The sequence below is a fragment of the Bradyrhizobium sp. SZCCHNRI3052 genome, from assembly GCF_032484895.1.
GTDB lineage: Bacteria > Pseudomonadota > Alphaproteobacteria > Rhizobiales > Xanthobacteraceae > Bradyrhizobium.
The window spans coordinates 160,539-177,693 of sequence record NZ_JAUETW010000002.1 but is presented as its reverse complement, the minus strand read 5'-3'; the positions used below and the strand labels follow the sequence as shown (position 1 = coordinate 177,693).

Annotated in this window: 14 protein-coding genes and 2 pseudogenes; 4 read left to right on the top strand and 12 right to left on the bottom strand. The window is 63.3% G+C overall.

Annotation, left to right across the window (positions count from 1 at the left end):
* Positions 1–795 precede the first annotated feature (795 nt).
* Together QW887_RS06040 and QW887_RS06035 are read right to left on the bottom strand one after the other, a co-directional pair.
* The gene (locus QW887_RS06040; RefSeq protein WP_316194264.1) at positions 796–1,200 is read right to left on the bottom strand and encodes a helix-turn-helix transcriptional regulator; all 405 of its coding nucleotides are present in this window, start codon (positions 1,198–1,200) and stop codon (positions 796–798) included.
* A gap of 85 nt (positions 1,201–1,285) precedes the next feature.
* Complete coding sequence (locus QW887_RS06035; protein WP_315714240.1) at positions 1,286–2,485, bottom strand: IS256 family transposase; 1,200 nt, start codon at positions 2,483–2,485, stop codon at positions 1,286–1,288.
* 57 nt (positions 2,486–2,542) lie between these two features.
* On the opposite strand from QW887_RS06035, the gene QW887_RS06030 reads away from it, so the two are divergent.
* Together QW887_RS06030 and QW887_RS06025 are read left to right on the top strand one after the other, a co-directional pair.
* Positions 2,543–2,800, top strand: a complete 258-nt coding sequence (locus QW887_RS06030) for a hypothetical protein (RefSeq protein WP_316194263.1) — start codon at positions 2,543–2,545, stop codon at positions 2,798–2,800.
* An 850-nt stretch (positions 2,801–3,650) separates the two neighbouring features.
* Positions 3,651–3,806, top strand: a pseudogene (locus QW887_RS06025) (IS256 family transposase); the annotation flags it as partial.
* On the opposite strand, the gene QW887_RS06020 reads toward QW887_RS06025, so the two are convergent.
* The 6 genes from QW887_RS06020 to QW887_RS05995 form a co-directional block, all read right to left on the bottom strand.
* The gene (locus tag QW887_RS06020; protein ID WP_315706495.1) at positions 3,782–4,249 is read right to left on the bottom strand and encodes a transposase; all 468 of its coding nucleotides are present in this window, start codon (positions 4,247–4,249) and stop codon (positions 3,782–3,784) included. The pseudogene QW887_RS06025 and the gene QW887_RS06020 sit on opposite strands and share 25 nt — an antisense overlap.
* 409 nt (positions 4,250–4,658) lie before the next feature.
* A complete protein-coding gene (locus tag QW887_RS06015; protein ID WP_315706496.1) occupies positions 4,659–5,630 on the bottom strand; it encodes an ABC transporter permease in 972 nt (323 codons plus the stop codon).
* A 5-nt stretch (positions 5,631–5,635) separates the two neighbouring features.
* The gene (locus tag QW887_RS06010; protein ID WP_315706497.1) at positions 5,636–6,601 is read right to left on the bottom strand and encodes an ABC transporter permease; all 966 of its coding nucleotides are present in this window, start codon (positions 6,599–6,601) and stop codon (positions 5,636–5,638) included.
* Positions 6,598–8,088 (bottom strand): sugar ABC transporter ATP-binding protein, encoded by a 1,491-nt coding sequence (locus QW887_RS06005; RefSeq protein ID WP_315706498.1) that lies wholly within the window; start codon positions 8,086–8,088, stop codon positions 6,598–6,600. The genes QW887_RS06010 and QW887_RS06005 overlap by 4 nt, the downstream gene beginning before the upstream one ends.
* Before the next feature lie 57 nt (positions 8,089–8,145).
* Positions 8,146–9,282: an ABC transporter substrate-binding protein gene (locus QW887_RS06000; RefSeq protein WP_315706499.1), complete on the bottom strand. Its 1,137-nt coding sequence runs from the start codon at positions 9,280–9,282 to the stop codon at positions 8,146–8,148.
* Positions 9,283–9,366: 84 nt separating this feature from the next.
* Positions 9,367–10,449 (bottom strand): 2,3-butanediol dehydrogenase, encoded by a 1,083-nt coding sequence (locus QW887_RS05995; protein WP_315706500.1) that lies wholly within the window; start codon positions 10,447–10,449, stop codon positions 9,367–9,369.
* A 75-nt stretch (positions 10,450–10,524) separates the two neighbouring features.
* On the opposite strand from QW887_RS05995, the gene QW887_RS05990 reads away from it, so the two are divergent.
* Positions 10,525–11,652, top strand: a complete 1,128-nt coding sequence (locus QW887_RS05990) for a LysR family transcriptional regulator (protein WP_315714177.1) — start codon at positions 10,525–10,527, stop codon at positions 11,650–11,652.
* Positions 11,653–11,931: 279 nt separating this feature from the next.
* Here the strand turns inward: QW887_RS05990 and QW887_RS05985 are convergent, their stop codons facing one another.
* Positions 11,932–13,758 (bottom strand): tannase/feruloyl esterase family alpha/beta hydrolase, encoded by a 1,827-nt coding sequence (locus QW887_RS05985; protein ID WP_315706502.1) that lies wholly within the window; start codon positions 13,756–13,758, stop codon positions 11,932–11,934.
* A 59-nt stretch (positions 13,759–13,817) separates the two neighbouring features.
* Between QW887_RS05985 and QW887_RS34875 the strand changes: the two are divergent.
* Positions 13,818–13,946, top strand: a pseudogene (locus QW887_RS34875) (hypothetical protein); the annotation flags it as partial.
* Here QW887_RS34875 and QW887_RS05980 read toward each other — a convergent pair.
* Genes QW887_RS05980 through QW887_RS05970 form a run of 3 tightly spaced genes read right to left on the bottom strand, consistent with a single transcriptional unit; the run spans position 13,947 to position 17,155 of the window.
* Complete coding sequence (locus tag QW887_RS05980) at positions 13,947–15,668, bottom strand: FAD-dependent oxidoreductase (protein ID WP_315706503.1); 1,722 nt, start codon at positions 15,666–15,668, stop codon at positions 13,947–13,949.
* 15 nt (positions 15,669–15,683) lie between these two features.
* Entirely contained in the window at positions 15,684–16,499 is an 816-nt protein-coding gene (locus QW887_RS05975) for a sugar phosphate isomerase/epimerase family protein (RefSeq protein ID WP_315706504.1), read from the bottom strand.
* On the bottom strand, positions 16,499–17,155 hold the full coding sequence (locus tag QW887_RS05970; RefSeq protein WP_315706505.1) for a hypothetical protein: 657 nt from the start codon (positions 17,153–17,155) through the stop codon (positions 16,499–16,501). Before QW887_RS05970 ends, QW887_RS05975 begins: the two co-directional genes overlap by 1 nt.

Here is a 17,155-nt window from a genome sequence, read left to right as displayed (position 1 = left end):
TGCAAGCTGTCGCAGACGACATCAGACAGAGAATGTCGACAACCCCGCCTTCGTCGCTGTCCCAGCAGCAGGCGGCCCCGATCCCGCAGCATAGACTCTCGCAACCCCGGGCGCAGTCATCGACTGTGCAGTCGTCAGTGCCTCGTCCGCTGCCCTCTGCCGGACCCCCCTGCTCTCGCGCTGACGGCCCAGATTGCCGGCGGGCTTCTTATTGATGGGACGTAGACGCGCGCGGCATGACGGTGCGTAAGCTGCGCCTCAAGTCGTGTATCGTGAATTTGTCGATACCCGCTTCCCAGCTCTCGGAAAATGCATTGTGTACCAATGATGGCTTCCGGACAACACGAGGTGGCCCCCTGATTGCCAAGTGATCTTAAGGTTTCCTAGAATCGCCCTCTGTTTCAGCCTAGAGAGGATGTTGCCCCCAACGGGCCGCACCAGTCTCGCACCAGAACGATCCGAACAAGCCGCAACGAACTCAATCGAAATCGAACGAGAACGCAGCAAAATCAACGAAGCCGATCGATAGCTTGCCGCCCATAACGGCCCGGTCGCAGCCCTAGGGTGATAAGGTCTCACGGACGATCAACGCGTTAGCGGGATCAGTACTTACTTCAAATCCTCACGCACCAATACCGCACCAAGCTGGGCCCGGTCGCGCGACTCCCAAGTATAGAGGGCTACTGGCGCTGGCCGATCGGCCGACGTGGCTGGTCTTCACTATAGGGGACAGCCCGAGCGATTGTCGCCAATTCTGCCAGAGCACCCCAGCGAAACGAGCACCAGAGGCTCTGGTCAAGGTTTTAGAAATTCGCTGGGCTCTACGCCGAGCGCCTTGGACAGCTTACCGAGCATCGTCACAGACGCGCTGTATACGCCTGTCTCCAGCTGACTGACATAGCTCCGATCGACTTTCCCCGTTCGGAGGCGACGCAAATTCCGAGCAACAGTATCCCGCAAATCGTTCATTCGTGAGCGAAAATCGATTGGCATGCCAAAGCGGTTCGCCTGCTTATCGAGGCAGTCTGTGAAGCGGCCGGCAAACCTGTTCCCGCAATCATACTGGATAATTGAGCTTCTTTTTCTTCGCTGCGGCATCCAGCTGACGCCATCGCCAAGGGGCATCGCGATCCTTCGATTCTCGGCCCGCGGTCCACGGCTCTGGATGCCGATCGGAAGCGGATCATGGCTGAATTGCAAAGCCAGCCCTCCGCTCCGCAGGATCGTGTCCCCAAGCGTGGTGTAGCTGGCGGCCCACCGCGTTCGCCGGCTGGAGCCGGGCCTGTCAGCTGGCGATAGCCGTGAGGCTGACGTTCGGATCATCGCTCAATGGCGCGATGGTTTCCAGCGTCATGTAGCGGGCGCGTTGGACCGCCCATTCATCGTTCTGTTCGAGCAGGACAGCTCCGATGAGGCGGACGATAGCGTCCTCATTGGGGAAGATGCCGACCACCTCGGTGCGCCGTTTGATCTCGCCGTTGAGGCGTTCGATCGGATTGGTGGAGTGCAACTTGGTCCGATGCTGCGGCGGGAACGTCATGTAGGCAAGCACGTCGGTCTCGGCCTCGTCGAGGAAGCCGGCAAGCTTGGGCAGCTTGGGACGGAGCTGATCGGCGACCTTGCGCCATTGGGTGCGAGCGGCCTCGGCATCGTCCTGGGCAAAGGCCGTGGCGATGAAGGCGGAGACCACGCGCCGTCCGCTCTTGCCGGCATGAGCCAGCACGTTCCGCATGAAGTGGACGCGGCAGCGTTGCCAGCTGGCGTTGAGCACCTTGGTCACGGTGGCCTTGATGCCCTCGTGGGCGTCGGACACCACCAGCTTGACGCCGCGCAAGCCGCGGCGGGCCAGCTTGCGCAGGAAGGCGGTCCAGAACGTCTCGGCCTCGGACGGCCCGATGTCCATGCCGAGAACCTCGCGCCGGCCGTCGCTGTTGACGCCGACTGCAACGATCACCGCGACGGAGACGATGCGCCCCTGCTGGCGCACCTTCACATAGGTGGCGTCGATCCAAAGATAGGGCCAGTCACCCTCGATTGGACGGCCGAGGAAGGCCTTCACTTTGTCGTCGATCTCGCCGCACAACCGACTGACCTGGCTCTTGGAGATGCCGGTCATGCCCATCGCCTGCACCAGATCGTCGACCGAACGGGTCGAGACGCCCTGAACGTAAGCCTCCTGAACCACGGCGGTGAGCGCCTTCTCGGCCATGCGCCGCGGCTCCAGGAAGCCGGGGAAATAGGAGCCCTTGCGCAGCTTTGGGATGCGCAGCTCCACCGCACCGGCGCGGGTCTCCCAGATCCGGTCGCGGTAGCCATTGCGCTGGGCCAGACGTTCGGGGCTCTTCTCGCCATAGGCAGCCCCGGTCTGGCTCTCGACCTCCAGCTCCATCAGGCGCTGGGCCGCAAAGCCGATCATCTCGCGCAGCAGATCGGCGTCCGGGGTCTTCTCTACCAGCGTGCGCAGGTTCATCATGTCTTCGGTCATCGGTGGTTCCTCGGTTGCGTTGGCGTGTCGCAACCCGATCCTACCGGAGAACTGCCGGTGACCACCGCAAAGCCGCCCGCCCGCTACGGCGCTATTTGGGAGCGCGCGTCCGGGCGGCTTTGCTCCACCGAGCTACACCACCTCCGGGGACACGACCCTCCGCAGCCGATTGCGCTCCACCCCGTCATTCTTCGGCGATACGAAGAGCAATTGGTGCGGCTCGAAAATGCGCTCGGCAAAGGTGTGAGCGCAGGCGATACGGAGGCTGCCGAAGCAATTCGAGATCTTGTGGAGACGGTGACGGTGTCGAGATGACAGGCGCCCGGGCGGGGTCTGTGTTGAAATTGCTGGCCGTCTCAACTCGCTGATTGGCGGGGAGGCATACTCAAGCAGAGTAAAGGGAGTGTGGGGAAAGGTGGTAGCGGGGGTCCGCTACATCGTGAAGCCCACTATCGCAGAAGCCCTATTTTGTTACAGGAGAGCAGCCTAATTCGGAAGGTCGGATCTCGAAGACCCGCCCAAAAACCGCCGTTCGTGAGCGATCAGTGGCCGCCAAATGGTCGGCCGGCAAGTCGAGTAGGATAGCGGCCTTAGTCTCCTGGCCAATTGACGGCATGGACCTCGGCCGCAGGACCAAGCGCCGCAGCACCCGATAGGCCGTGAACCGGCTCAAGGCCTTAGCCGTCCGGGGCCTATCGCATTATCAAACATCGATCTTTGCCGCGCCAAGCGGCGAGACCGAGGGTGGCGAGGTAGGCCCTTGGTGAGGATCCGGAGGCGACTTCGGGTGGACGCTAGGGCGCCAGAAGGGTCGCGCTTCGGTCACGACGGAGAAGACGCACAGATTTCCTATCGCGGTACGGAGGCGGTTCAGGTGAAGCCCGTCAGGGCCACGCGTATCAGTTGCCCGAGGTTGTGCAGACGAGATTTACTCTGCATGAGACTTCCGCCCGCGACCCAGAGCCGTCGTTGCGCTTGTCCGGGTTGCCGCTTTGCGATACTTTTAAGGGCGGTGTTCCCGGGCGTGGTGTAACTTGGTAGAGCAAAGCCGTCCGCCCGCGCGCTCTCCCATAGCGCCGTAGCGGGCGGACGGCTTTGCGGTGGTCACCGGTGATTGCCCGGTAGGGTCGGGTTGCTGACACCAACTCGATTCGAGGAACCACCGATGACCGACGAGATGATGAACCTTCGCGCGCTCGTCGAGGAGGCCCCGGACGCGGATCTTCTGCGCGAGATGATCGGCTTTGCCGCCCAGCGGTTGATGGAGATGGAGGTCGCCGGGCTGACTGGAGCCGCCTATGGCGAGAAGAGCAGCTCGCGCGCGCGTGCGACGTTGTCGGTGCAGGCGCCTCGCGCCAGCAGGCCGTAGTGGCGGATGCGGCGGAGGCGAGCACGTGGATGAGGAAGCGGCGAATGAACTCGTCCGTCGCGAGCGTCATCCGCTTTTGACGGTCGCGGCCCTTCGACGCGGTAATCCTTCCATCTGAAGGTGACGCCTTGCTGGCCGCAGGCGAGCAGGCGGCTGTTGGCGATAGCGACGCGGTGGGAATAGCGCGACAGATAGGCCAGCGCTGCCTCGGGGCCACCGAACGGACGCTTGGCATAAACGACCCATTCCATCTTGCCCGACGCTGCCAGCAACGTTGCTAATGATTGTTCTCCGGCGAGGTGGGCGTCGTTGCCGAAGATCAGGCGCCCGGCCTGGTGGAGGGTGGCCAGGCGCTCCAGGAACAGCCGACGGAACAGGCGTGAAAGCGCCCGCACTGGCAGGGAAGAATCCTGGCCGCCAGGACACCCAGCGCTGGCCGTCGGGCGAGATGCCGCCGCCCGGTACGATCATGTGCACGTGCGGGTGGGGTGGGTCATGGCCGCTGGTGGCTGACATCCAACGCTCGGCAAGTTCTCCATGAACCAGCCAATATTGTCGCTGACGGCAATCGTAATGAACACGGAATGTCCTCAGCAATCGCCGAATAACAATGCGCTTGTGGAGACCTCTTCCGCAGGGGCTACAACACGTGCAACGCTCCGGTCTGTCCGCTCGTGCAACAAACTTCGGTGCAGCGGCACAATCAATTGGACTTTTTTGAGAGTACCCGGTTTTCTACCCGGAACAGTTTCCTCTCAATGCTCGCTCATGGTGGGTTTCCTCTCATCGCATCCTTAGAAAACGCTATGGTGCATCTCTACGAGTGTAGATTGCAGCAGCGAGGACAATGACGACGCCCTTGATGATCAATTGGACCTGGACCGGCACGCCGAGCAGCACCACTTCGTTGGCGAGGATGACGATGATGGCGGCTCCCGTGAGGGCGCCAAGGATCGAGCCGCGGCCGCCCCGCAGCGACACCCGTCCGACGACACAGGCTACGATCGAGTCGAGCTCGTACCCCTGCCCGACCCAGTTGTCGACGAGCCCGACATAACCGCTCAGGATCAGCCCGGCGAGCGCCGCAAGGCAGCTCGAGATCAGGTAGCAGCCGATCATGACCGCGTCGGAGCGGATGCCAAACAGGCGCCCCGTCACTGGATTGCCGCCGACAATGAAAATCCTCCTTCCGAAAGCGGAACGGTGCAGGACCCCAGCCAGCAAGACCGCTACGAACAGCAGAACGAGTACGTTATAGGGCACGCCGTGAAATTTTCCGGAGCCGAGCAGCCGCAGTACCGGCGGCACGTTGCCGGACGGCGCGCCCTGCGTGTAGGCGAACCTGAATCCCTGGAGCAGGATCATCGTGGCGAGCGTTGCCAGGAACGGGGACACCTGACGCTTGGTGACGAGAAAGCCGTTGAGCAGGCCAACGCTGACAGCGACCACCAAGGCCGTCGCGACGATGGCGGGGACATTCTGGTCGAGGCCCGAGAAACCGGTCGCGATCACGGCGGCGGTCGCCATCATCGAGGCGACAGAGAGATCGAGGCCGCGAACGATCATCACCAGGCTTTGCCCCATGGCTGCGATCGCGAGCGGCGCGACTTGTAGCAGCAGGTTGGACAAATTACCGGGACTGACGAAGGCCGGTGAGATCACGCCACCAAGCGCGAGCAGCAGCGGCAGAGCGAGGGCTGTGCCATAGCTTTCCATGACGCTGCGGACCGACCAGGACGGGGTGACGGAGCCGGCGATTTCTACGGAGCCTGACATCCTGCTCACCCGATCCTGCGGCGTTCGACATAGATGGAGACGGCAAGGATGATGATGACCGCCTGCGCGACCAATTGATAGTGCTTCGACACGTCCATGAAGTTGAGCAGGTTGTTCAGGAGCGTGATCAGAAAGGCGCCGAACAGCGTGCCGATCACGCCGCCTTTGCCACCGCTCAGCAAGGTACCGCCGAGCACGACCGGAGTGATCGAAGCCAAGGTGTAGTTGACGCCGGTGTAGGGCTGTCCAACGCCGAACCTCGCGGCGAGATAAAGCCCGGTCGCCCCGCAGCAGAAGCCCGAGATGCCGTAGACCAGCATCAGGATGCGCGTCCGCCGCAATCCCACGAGACGCGCGGAATTCGCATCATCGCCAAGGGCGTAGATCTGGCGGCCGAGCGGCAAATATCGCAGCAGCAGCGCGACCAGGATGCCAAGGACGACTGCAAGCGTCGCTCCGATGGGGATGCCCGAGATGCGTCCATAGGCGAGCACGGTGAAGCTGCGCGGCACCCGACCGACCGGTCCCAGTGCGTAGAGCAAGGTCACGCCTTGCAGGACCGCGCCCATGCCGAGCGTCACGATCAGCGGATGAACGCGCAAGGTGACGACCAGGCCGGCGTTGAGCACGCCGACGAATGTCCCGAGCGCGAGCACGCCGAGCACGACCGGAACGACCCGATCCGGATTGCCGTTGATCAGGCCTGATGTCAGGCAGGAGGTGAGGCTGATCAGCGAGCCGACCGAGAGGTCGATGCCGCCGCTGAGAATGGTCAGGGTTTGCCCGATACTGACCAGCGCAAGGTCGGTGGTCTGCTCATAGACATTGAGCAGGTTGCCCAGCGTCAGGAATCGGTCGGAGACCGTTGCGCCAACAAGATATACCGCGCAGATCAGGACGAGCACGCCGGCAAGCCCCGCATTGCTGCGCAGCCACCAAGGCATCGCGAGACGGGCGGCGATCGCGGTCATGCGGCGCGCTCGCTCGTGGCCAGGTACATGATGCTTTCCTCCGTGGCGTCGCATCCCGGCAGCTCGCCGGCGATCCGTCCCTCGCGCATGACAATCACGCGATCGGCCATGCCGATGACCTCGGTCATTTCCGAGCTGATCATCAGGATTGCGAGGCCTGAATCGGCAAGTTCGCGCATGATCCGGTAAATATCGGCCTTGGCGCCGACGTCGACGCCGCGTGTCGGTTCATCGAGGATCAGTATCGACCTGCACAGGCGTGCCCAGCGCGCGATGATCACCTTCTGCTGATTTCCGCCCGACATGGTTGCGACCGGCGTTGCCGGTCCGCGGCAGGCGATGCGGTATCGTTCGATTTCGTGGGCGGCGATCGCCAGTTCGCCCTCGCGATCAATCACTCCGTAGCGGGTGACCTCGCCGAGTGCTGGCCCAGTGATGTTCGCAGCAATGTCGAGCAGCATCGCAAGCCCCTGCGACTTGCGATCCTCGGTGACGAGGCCCATGCCGAGCCCGATCGCCTTGGCGGGCGTCATTGCCGTAAAGCGCTCGCCGGCGATGTGGAGAGTGCCCTTCGAGATAGGAGCTGCGCCGAACAGACCGAGCGCCAGATCGGTGCGTCCGGCGCCGACCATGCCCGCCAGCGCGACGACCTCGCCTGCATGCAGTTCTATCGAGACGTCACGGACCCGGTCGCCGACGCAGATGCCGTCGGTGCGTAGCACGGGTTGATCCGGTCGCGACGCGGTCGAGCGCGGGGGAAACAGCTCGCCGAGATCGCGCCCCACCATCATCGAGATCAGCCGTTCGCGCGTGACGGCGACGGTATCCGTCGTGCCGACCAGACGGCCGTCCTTCAGGATCGTGGCACGATCGCACAGCGCGAAGACTTCGTCGAGCCGATGCGAAATGAAGAGAATGGACACACCGGCCTCGCGCAGCCGGCGCAGGCGCTCGAACAACAGTTCGACCTCGCGCCCGGCAATGACGGCGGTGGGCTCGTCGAGGATCAACAGGCGGACATTGTGCGTCATCGCGCGCGCGATCTCGACCATCTGCTGGTCGGCGACCGAGAGAGAGGCCACCGTCTCGCGAGGGTCAAGGGTGATGCCAAGCTTGCGCATCAGCTCAGCGGCCTCTTTCCGTGTCCGTCCGTGATCGACCAGGCCGAGCGCGTTGCGCCGCTCGTTGCCGAGGAAGATGTTCTCGGCGACGGACAACTGCGAAAACAGCGCGAACTCCTGATAGACGACGTGGACTCCGGCGAGCTTCGCCTCGCGCGGTGACGACCATCTCACGCGTTGACCGGCGAGGGTGATCTCGCCTTCGTCGGGCGCAACCGCGCCGGCGATGATCTTGATCAGGGTGGATTTGCCGGCGCCGTTCTCGCCGAGCAAGCCGTGGATTTCGCCAGGTTTGACGTCTAAGTTTACGCCGTGGAGGGCGCGCACGCCGGGAAAACTCTTGGAAATGGCCTTGAGTGTGAGCATTCGGTCCGTCTTGCCCCTTTGGCGTGCCGGCCTCGCCGGTACGCCATTGTTCCGGGTTCAGTGCGGATAGTCGATCTTGAACGTGCTCGGATTGTAGGTCGGGCCCATGCCGCCGGACACGAGCATGTCGTCGGGACCGTCGGGCACGATGTGCTGCTCCGCATACATGTCAGGCTTCGGAATGGAAGGCGTCTCGTCACCGTGGGTCAGAACGATATTGCTGTTGATGGTATAGACGCAGGGCACCGCGGCGCCGGACAGCACCTTGAGCGCGACGTCGAGCGCCGTGCCCATCATCGCGGGCGGATAGTCGATGTCGAGCAGCGGGAACTTGTTCTTGATAGCCATCTTCATCGGTCCGTTCATGTCGGCCGAGGTGATCGGCGGAATTTCGCTTCCCTTCCAGCCGGCATCGAGAAAGGCCTCGATCGCACCGGGCACCTGCAATCCGTGCGGCGAGAACACGGCATTGATGCTATGGCCGTACTTGGCGATCATGGCCTGCATCACCTGCTTGCCCTTCACCGGGCTCCAGTCGGAGTAGACGGTCTCCAGGATCTTGATACCGGGATAGGCCGAGAACACCTGCATCGCTGGTTTGACACGGTTCTCGTTCGGGCTGGAGCCGGCCTGGCCTCCGAGGATGATCACGTTGCCCTTGCCGTTCAGCTTCTCGACGATCCATTGCGCGAACAGGCGCCCCATCATCGCGTCGGACGCTGTGACGAAGGTGACGAAATTGTCAGAATCCACCCGGCGGTCCACCATCACGACGGGGATGCCGCGTTCGGTCGCCTGGGTGACGGCGGGATCGAGCGCCTGCGACGTGTTGGCGCTGACGATCAGGAGATCGACGCCGCGGGAGACCAGATCCTGGATGTCGGCGACCTGCTTGGCATCGTCATGGCCCGCATCGGTGATCAGCAGCTTCTTCACGACGTCGGCATGGTCGTGCGCAGCTTTCTGAAGCGAGTGCAGGCCAACCACGCGCCAGCTGTCGCCGAGGCCGGCATTGGAGAAGCCGATGGTGTAGGGCGGCGCCTTCTTGAACTTCGCGGTGTCGCGAATGCAGACGTCGAGCGCTGGATTGAACAGGAACGTGCGCGGCGCGCCGGAATATTCCGCCTGGACGGCAATTGGTGTCACCATGGCCAGGCAGGCCAGTGACAGGCAGCTCGCGATAGTCACTCTCATTGGTGTTCCTCCCCTTTGGTTTCACTGATCGTGGCGACTTGAGCGTCGCTCTGGACAATCAACCCTGGTCTTGCCTACGCCGCCTCACGACGGTGCCGCCAGCTGCGTCGACACGAGTATCTTCAGCTTGTCGTTGCTTGGCGCAGTGAGGACGTCGAAGCCTTTCGAGACCACGTCCTCGGCGCGGATACGGCCATCGATGATCTTCGAGATTGGCAGCTTGCCAGACTCGACCAGTCCGATGATGCGCGGCCACATCGTGATCGGGTAACACCAGGTTGCCTCGATGGTGATGTCCTTCAGGGCCCACAACATCGGATCGGTCGAGGCTTTGCCGACGTGCAGGCCGGCCTGCACCACGACACCGCGCCGCCGCACGGCTTCGACGCAGGTGTTCAATGCGCTTTCGTTACCGACGCATTCGATGGCGACGTCGACGCCGACATTCTCTTCGGTCTGCTCCTTGACGCGCGCGACCACGTCCGTCGTCTTGGGATCGTAGACGCCGGCGCAAATACCCCAGCTCTCGATCGTTCGACGCCGCGATGCGTTGGGCTCCGACACGTAGATCCTGGCGGCGCCGGCTGCGTGGGCGCACAGAATGGTCAGCGCGCCGATCGGGCCTGCACCTGCGATCAGCACGGTGCTGCCAGCCTGGACACCGCCGCGGTCGACCGCATAGAGCGCGACCGCCGCCGGCTCGATCATGGCGGCTTCCTCGTCGGTGATGGAGTCGGGCACTTTCGCCGCATTGTAGTCGTTGATGACGGCGAGATCGGACATGCCGCCCCAGGCCCAGCTGAGGCCGATGCAAGCCATCTTTTCGCTGAGATGGTTGAGACCCCGCCGGCTGTAATAGTCGTTCATCGGCATCATCAGCGGCTGCACCGAAATACGGTCGCCGCGCCGCACATGAGTGACGTCGCGCCCGACGTCCAGTACCTCGGCCGAGAACTCATGTCCCAGGATCTGCGGCAAGGTTGCTGCAGTGAACACGTGCGGCGACGCGGGCGTGACGATCGGCCCTGCAATGTATTCGTGGAGGTCCGTGCCGCAGATGCCGGTCCACAGCGGCTTCACCAGGAGCTGGCTGGCGCCCATCTCCTTGGGCTCATCGACGGTTTCGACACGGATGTCCTTCCGTCCGTAATAGCGAACAGCCTTCACGGTGCGCTTCCCCTTCTGCGCGGCAGGTTATTGGCCTCGCACTACCATGTTACCGGTTTGCATTGATCTGATTGAATGGGGAATTTTACTTCCCATGCTGGTGCAGCCAGTTTCAAAAAGGTTAGAATAGGCGCCTTGGAGCCACAATATCCGGTGATTTCCCTTCACTGGGGAACGTATTGCCCCAATGATCGGACCGTTCGTGGCGGATTTGAATGGCCGCGGCTGCAGCTCGGGGCTGTTTCAGGAGGCGCAATGGCTATCGACCGGATGAAGGACATCAGCGTGTTCGTCCATGTCGCCGAAGCCAAGAGCTTCACGGCAGCGGCCGAACGCATCGGCCTTTCGCGATCGGCAGTCGGCAAGAGCATCGTTCGGCTCGAGGACCGGCTCGGGGTCAGGCTGCTCCAGCGCACCACGCGAAGCGTCTCACTGACCGGAGAGGGAGCCGCCTTCCACGAGCGGTGCGTGAGGCTGCTCGCCGATCTCGACGAAGCGGAGATGGCGATGCTCAGTCACTCGCAGGCGCCGCGGGGGCGGTTGCGGCTGGATCTGCCCGTATCCTTCGGCCGGCTGCACGTGCTTCCGGTCCTCAATGAGTTCATTCGCAAATGGCCGGAGATATCCGTCAGCGCCTCCTTCGGCGATCGCTATGTCGATCTCATCGACGAGGGCGTGGATCTCGCGATCAGGATCGGCAGCAGCGAAGATTCTCGGCTGATGAATAGGTTTCTGGCGCGCCATCGCCTGGTGACCTGTGCGTCGCCGGCCTATCTTGCCGAGCGAGGAACGCCGAGAAACATCGACGCGTTGGCGCAGCATAGCTGCCTCGCCTTCGTGCACGGCGGGCGCTCCGTCGACTGGCGATTCAACGAGAACGGACAAGCTCGCGTGATCGCCATCAATGGGCGTTTCGTCGCGACCAACGCTGAAGCCTTGCGCGACGCGACGATTGCGGGTTTCGGCATCGCTCGGCTTGCCACATTCCTGGTCAGCGACGATCTGCGTGCAGGTCGGCTGGTGCCGATCCTCAAAGAGGTCGACGCCGATGGTGCACCCATTCGCGCCGTCTATCCTTCGAGCAGGCACTTGTCGCCGAAGGTGCGTACATTCATCGATGCGTTGATAGAGGCTTGGCGGCCGGAACCGCCCTGGGACAGCGCAGAGACTTCACTGCGCGGACGTCCGACTGAGAGCGACTGACCTGTTTCAACGTCCTTCGGCGGAAATTGCGTGCCGTTCGCGGACGAGGACTGCCAGCAGCGGGAGTACGAATCACGAAAAATCGTAGTTTGGCGCATGAGATAGTAGGATTGGTAGCGAAGTCCGCTGCCAATCCCAAACCAATGGTTCTTCATTCCTATTTTGACGACGGAGCTGCGACATGCAACGGTGAAAGAGTCAGGCTCTTCCAACGACAACTGAGACCGCCATCGCCTCTCGTCTGTCTCCCCTCTGTCGAGAATTTCTTGATTGTAGTGACTAGCGGCAGCTGAAGCTCGAAGGCTGCGTCGCAGGGCCGCGGCCATCCCACGTCGTCCGCTGCGGATAGACGCAGACCGGATAGCTCACGCTGCCATCGCGCGAGGTCAACGTGATCTCGCCCGGCGGCACTCCCTTCTCGACCCAATCCGTCAATGCGGAGAAGAACTGGTCCTTGTCGCGGGTCGGCGTCTGGTTGGCATTGCCCGGCAGTTTCGGCAGCGGCACGGCGTCGTTCTTGCCGGTCACGGTGTACGAGCGGCCCTGCGAGGAATGCGCAGCCCCCGGGACCAGATACATCCGCATGAATTTTGAGACCTCGGCGTCGCCGCCCATCGCAGCAAGCACGCGCTCGTGATAATTGACGTTGCCGGCCGGCGGGATCGCATCATCCGCAAGGCCGCTCCATATGATCACCTTGCGGCCGAGATCGCGCAGCTTCGAGAGATCGGCCTTGTCGGTGATCAGATTGCTGAACAGCGTGGGCTGCAGTTCGACATTCTTGTCGACGCCAGCAGCGAAGGCGGCATAATCGAGCTCGAGCCAGCGGTTGCGCCTTGCGGTCGAGGTGTTGGTGATCGGAATGGCTGAGGTCGCGCTGGCATCAGCGGCGTAGCTGACGTCCTCCATGCCGAGCGCAAAATTGTCAGTCGACGGGCTCGTGATCTGCGTTGAGATCGACGTGCCCTTGGTAAAGGTCCACCACATCTGCTTCACGCCGAGCGCCTTGCCGCTGCGGGCTTCCGCCGTCTGAGCCGGATCGACGCTGCCATCGCGGGTCGCGCCGTACCAGATTTTGTTGAGCGCACCCGCTTCCTTCGAGCTCATGCAAGCTGCCTTGTCGGCGTTGCTTCCGGTGACGCCGTCGCTCGTTTCGCCCGTACAGAGCAGCACCGCGTCGCGGGCGGGATTGTAGTCGCAGGCGAAGGGATCAAGCAGGAAGCCGAGCCCGGCCTTGTCACAGGTTGCAACGGCGCGCTTGTTGGCAGCGTCGACCTTGGCGGCGAACGCGGCAGCCTCCGGCTTGTTGATGGCAGAGAAGCCGAGCTCGGTCTTCATCACGATCTGCGGATAGAGGCTGGTGGTGCCGAACCGCGCGATGTTCGGCGCAGGCTGCGCGATCATGTAGCCGTCATAGAGCTCTGGATATTCCTGCAGGATCTTCAGGCCCTGGCGGCCGCCCTGCGAGTGTCCATCGTAGTAGACGAATTTCGGCGCCTTGCCATAGTAGAGATTGACCAGCGCTTTGGTCTTGATCGCCTGCTCGACCATCGCCCGTACCGAGAAGTCGCGGAGGCCCTCGACGTTAACCTTGCCGTCAGAGAGGAAGGCGAACGAACCGTCCTGATACCACGGCTGGCCGGCATCCGTTGTGCCCGAAGCATAGCCGATATTGGCGTTGACAATTGCCGGCACCTTGCTCCCGATCTTGTCGGCGAAGCGATGGCCGCCGCCGACCCAGCCGCCACCGCCATAGTTACGGATGCGCTCGTTCCAGTTGGCCTGCGTCGGCAGCCAGACCTCGATGCCGATACCTTCTGAATAGGAGCGCGCGTTTTTGTCCTTCTCCGCTGTGACGCCGGGACCGACCAACAGCTTCACGAGGCAAAGATCGGCTGCCGCCGTGATCGGCTTCGGCGCATCGGGCGCCAAAAGCTCCTCACCCTTGTTGACCCGGCGGACCGCGATCACGGTCGTGATCTCGTCGGGATGGAAGGCGGCTTTGATGCCGTCGTCACAAGCCATCGGCTCGGCGAACGCCGATGTCACCTGGCAAGTCGCAGCCACCAGCAGCATTGCCCAAAAAATTCCTCGCGCGATCGGCATCAGTTCTCTCCTCTTGCTTATCGTTCTCTGTTGGCAGCCCGGGGCCGCCTTAGTCTACAATCGGTACCGTCAGCGGCTCATGGGTCTGTGCGGCGCAGCCGAGCCGCGACTCCGGGGGCGCCAACCCGGCGCCTGAACCCGAAGGCAAAATTGTCGCGAATCAGAATCGCCTGCGAACCTCCCGTTGGTCACTCAGACAGCCTCATTCGGTCAGCGAGCGTTCCTGCGCAATCGAGCGCGGCGCACCATGCAAAGACCATGGCGGGGCCGATCATCGTTCCAGGTCCGGGGTACATGCCGCGGAAAATGGAGGATGCATCGGTCCCGACGGCATACAGTCCGGGCAAGACCGTTCCGTTGCGTGACAACACTCTGGCGCGCTCATCCGTAAGTAGACCGCAACTGCTGGCGAGATCCGACGGCCACACGGCGACGGCATAATAGCGCCCCTGACCGATCCGCCGCAGACATGGGTTCGGCTTGGTCTCCGGATCGCCATTGAACCGGTTCAACGCGCTGGACCCTCGGCCGAAGTCTTCGTCGATCCCGCTGTCCGCGTAGCGATTATACTGCTCGACCGTTGCCGCAAGCTGCCCGGCGTCGACGCCGATCCTTCGCGCCAGCTGCTCGATCGTCTCCGCCTCGACCAGATAGCTGGCTTGCACGAACGCCTTCAGGTTTCGCGTCCCCGGACGAACGAGCCCAATGCCGAAATCCTTGATGAACGTCGCATCGCAGATCAGGAAGGCCGGACTTGAAGACGGCGCGTTCGATCGCAGCATCGCGGCGACGAAGTCATGATAGGAATCGGCCTCGTTCACGAAACGGCGGCCTGACCTGTTCACGGCCAGCAATCCAGGCTTGGCGCGATCGAGCATGATGTGCGGGAAGATCGACACATGACCGTCGGCCTGCGTCATCACCGAACTCGGCATCCACAACGCCGGACTGTCGAGGTCTCGGGCGATCGCTGCACTGACGCGCTCCGCCGCCAGGATGCCATCGCCGGTGTTCGAGGTGGGCGCGAGCGAAAGTCGACGCGCCGGCTCGGGGAATAGACGCTCTCTTAGCTCACGGCTCCAGCCGATGCCTCCGCTCGCCAGCACGACGCCCTTGCGGGCCCTTATCCTGAGCTCTCCGCCAGGAGACGAAAGAACCGCACCCATGATGTGATCCCCCTCGCAAACGAGATCGCGAAGTTCGGTCTCGAAGCGCAGGTCGACGGCGACGCGGCGGAGGCTGTCGAGGAGCCTCGCGACGAGCGCGTTTCCCATGACCAGGCGCGTTCCGCGCGTGTGGCTGATCCGGTCCATCGCATGCCGGGCGAGCAGACCCAGGACATGCCTAAGACTGCTCCAGCTGCGGAATGGCGCCAGCAGCGCCGGGATGTCCGCCTTGCTCACCATCATGCCGCCGAGCACCATGAACTCCCGACGCGGCGGCCTGACACGGGCAAAATCCGGTCCGAGCTTTCGGCCCTCGAACGGCATGGCCGTGAGCGCGCGTCCGCCGATCGCAGCGCCCGGAAGCTGCTTGTAGTCGGGGTGGATCGGAGGCGCCGCAAATCGAACGCTCGTCTTCTGCTCGAGATCATCAAGCACGACCCACCCTGCCCGAAGGAACATGTCGACGCGGCGGTCGGCGGCGTGCTCGCCGAGCATTGCAGCGAGATAGGTGCGCGCGGCCTCGACCGTATCAGGCGTCCCCGCAAGGCGGCCCTGCCGGTTGCCCGGGATCCACACCGTGCCGGCGGAGGTTGCGGTGGTGCCGCCCACCATGTCCGACTTCTCGCACAGGACGACGTCGAGCCCTTCGAGCGCGCCCACCAGCGCGGCCGTCATGCCGGCAGCGCCGGTACCGACGACCAGCAGATCGGTCTCAACGTCCCACGGGCGATCGTTGTGCGCCATCACCAGCCTCTTCCGTCACAGCGCCTGCGCCTTTTCGACCACGGCCCTGCCCGCTGCAAGGGCGCGCCGCGCCCGCGTTTCAGCATCGACGGTCTTCGCCAGCACAACGGTCGGCACCTCGATGCTGATGGTCAGGCAGTCCGGCATCGCCCGCGTGAGACCGACGAGATCGATGCCGCCCTCGCCCGGGAACATGCGCTCCTCGCGCGCGGCATGGATCATTTGCTCAGTCGTCGCGGGGCGCTCGGCCGGACCGTCGCAGAGCTGCCAATAGTGCAGCCGATCGGCCGGGATGGAGCGGAGATCCGCGAGCTTGCTTCGCGATCGATCGAAATGCAGCGCATCCACCAGAATGCCGGCCGCGGGATGGTCGACATCGTCAACGATCCGCATCGCGGTTGTCAGATCAGGAACGCTGGTCCAGGGCATGAATTCCAGATCGGCGGTCAGACCGAACGCAGCAGCCGCCTCGCAAAACTGCCGATAACGATCGGAGAACCGCGCCAGGTCGGGGTCATAGCCGGCGACAAGGATGTGCCTGGCGCCGAGGCGTGCGCCTGTCTCGAAGAACGGCATGAACGACGCGACGCTCGTCTCAGGTCTGAAGGCGACGACCTCGAGATCGGCAACGGTTACACCCGTCGACTGCAACTGCTGGAGCGTCGTACGCAGGAGCGCGGCGTCATCCATCAGGCGATAAGCCAGTCCACCGGGCACGGCCGGCAGCAGCCTGAGGCCGACCTTGTCGTAGCCGCAGCGGGCCGCCAGATCGATCATCTCGGGCGGCGCCAAGTCGAGCACGGTCAGCGCAGCGAGCGAAAAGGTCGCCATCAGCAAGCATCCGCGATGCGTGCGTCGAGCGCAAACATGCCCTGATAGAAGTCAGGCTCGCTGGCTCCCTCCATGACATCGGATGCAAGTGTCCGCGCCTGCCGCAAGGCCCTCTGCAACGAAGCGTCATCGAGCGCCTCGATCAACAGAAGCCCCGAGAAGAAGCCCTCGTGCTTCCGCATGCCCTTTTCAGCGGTCGGTACGGATGTCCGCGGCGCGTCGGTCGCCCCGATCTGCACGGCAGCGATCCCGTCGCAGCCAACGAGCGCGGTGGCCAGCCGTTGCGGGTCGGCGGGCAATTTGTCGATCCGCAGCGCCACGATCGTGGCGCCCTCGCCCCGCCCGGCGCGCGCGACGATCACACCGCCGCCACGCATGAAATTGCCGAGCTTCGGCATGATGCGCTGCGACCACGGGGTGGGCGCGTTGAGCCGCGCCAGATAGTCCTTGCCGTCGAGGACCTCGGGCGTTTCGAGCTCGTACAGGATGAAGAAGCGGTTGACGTCGCTGCGCACGGCACGAAACACACGCGACGCCAGGAAGCCCCGCGTCGTCACGCGCTCGGTGGTGTGCTCGCGCGTCAGCCAATGCCGGTAGTCGGTCAGATCATGCGCCTCGACGTCGCTCCAGATGGCGAGAAACCCTGTTCCGCGCAT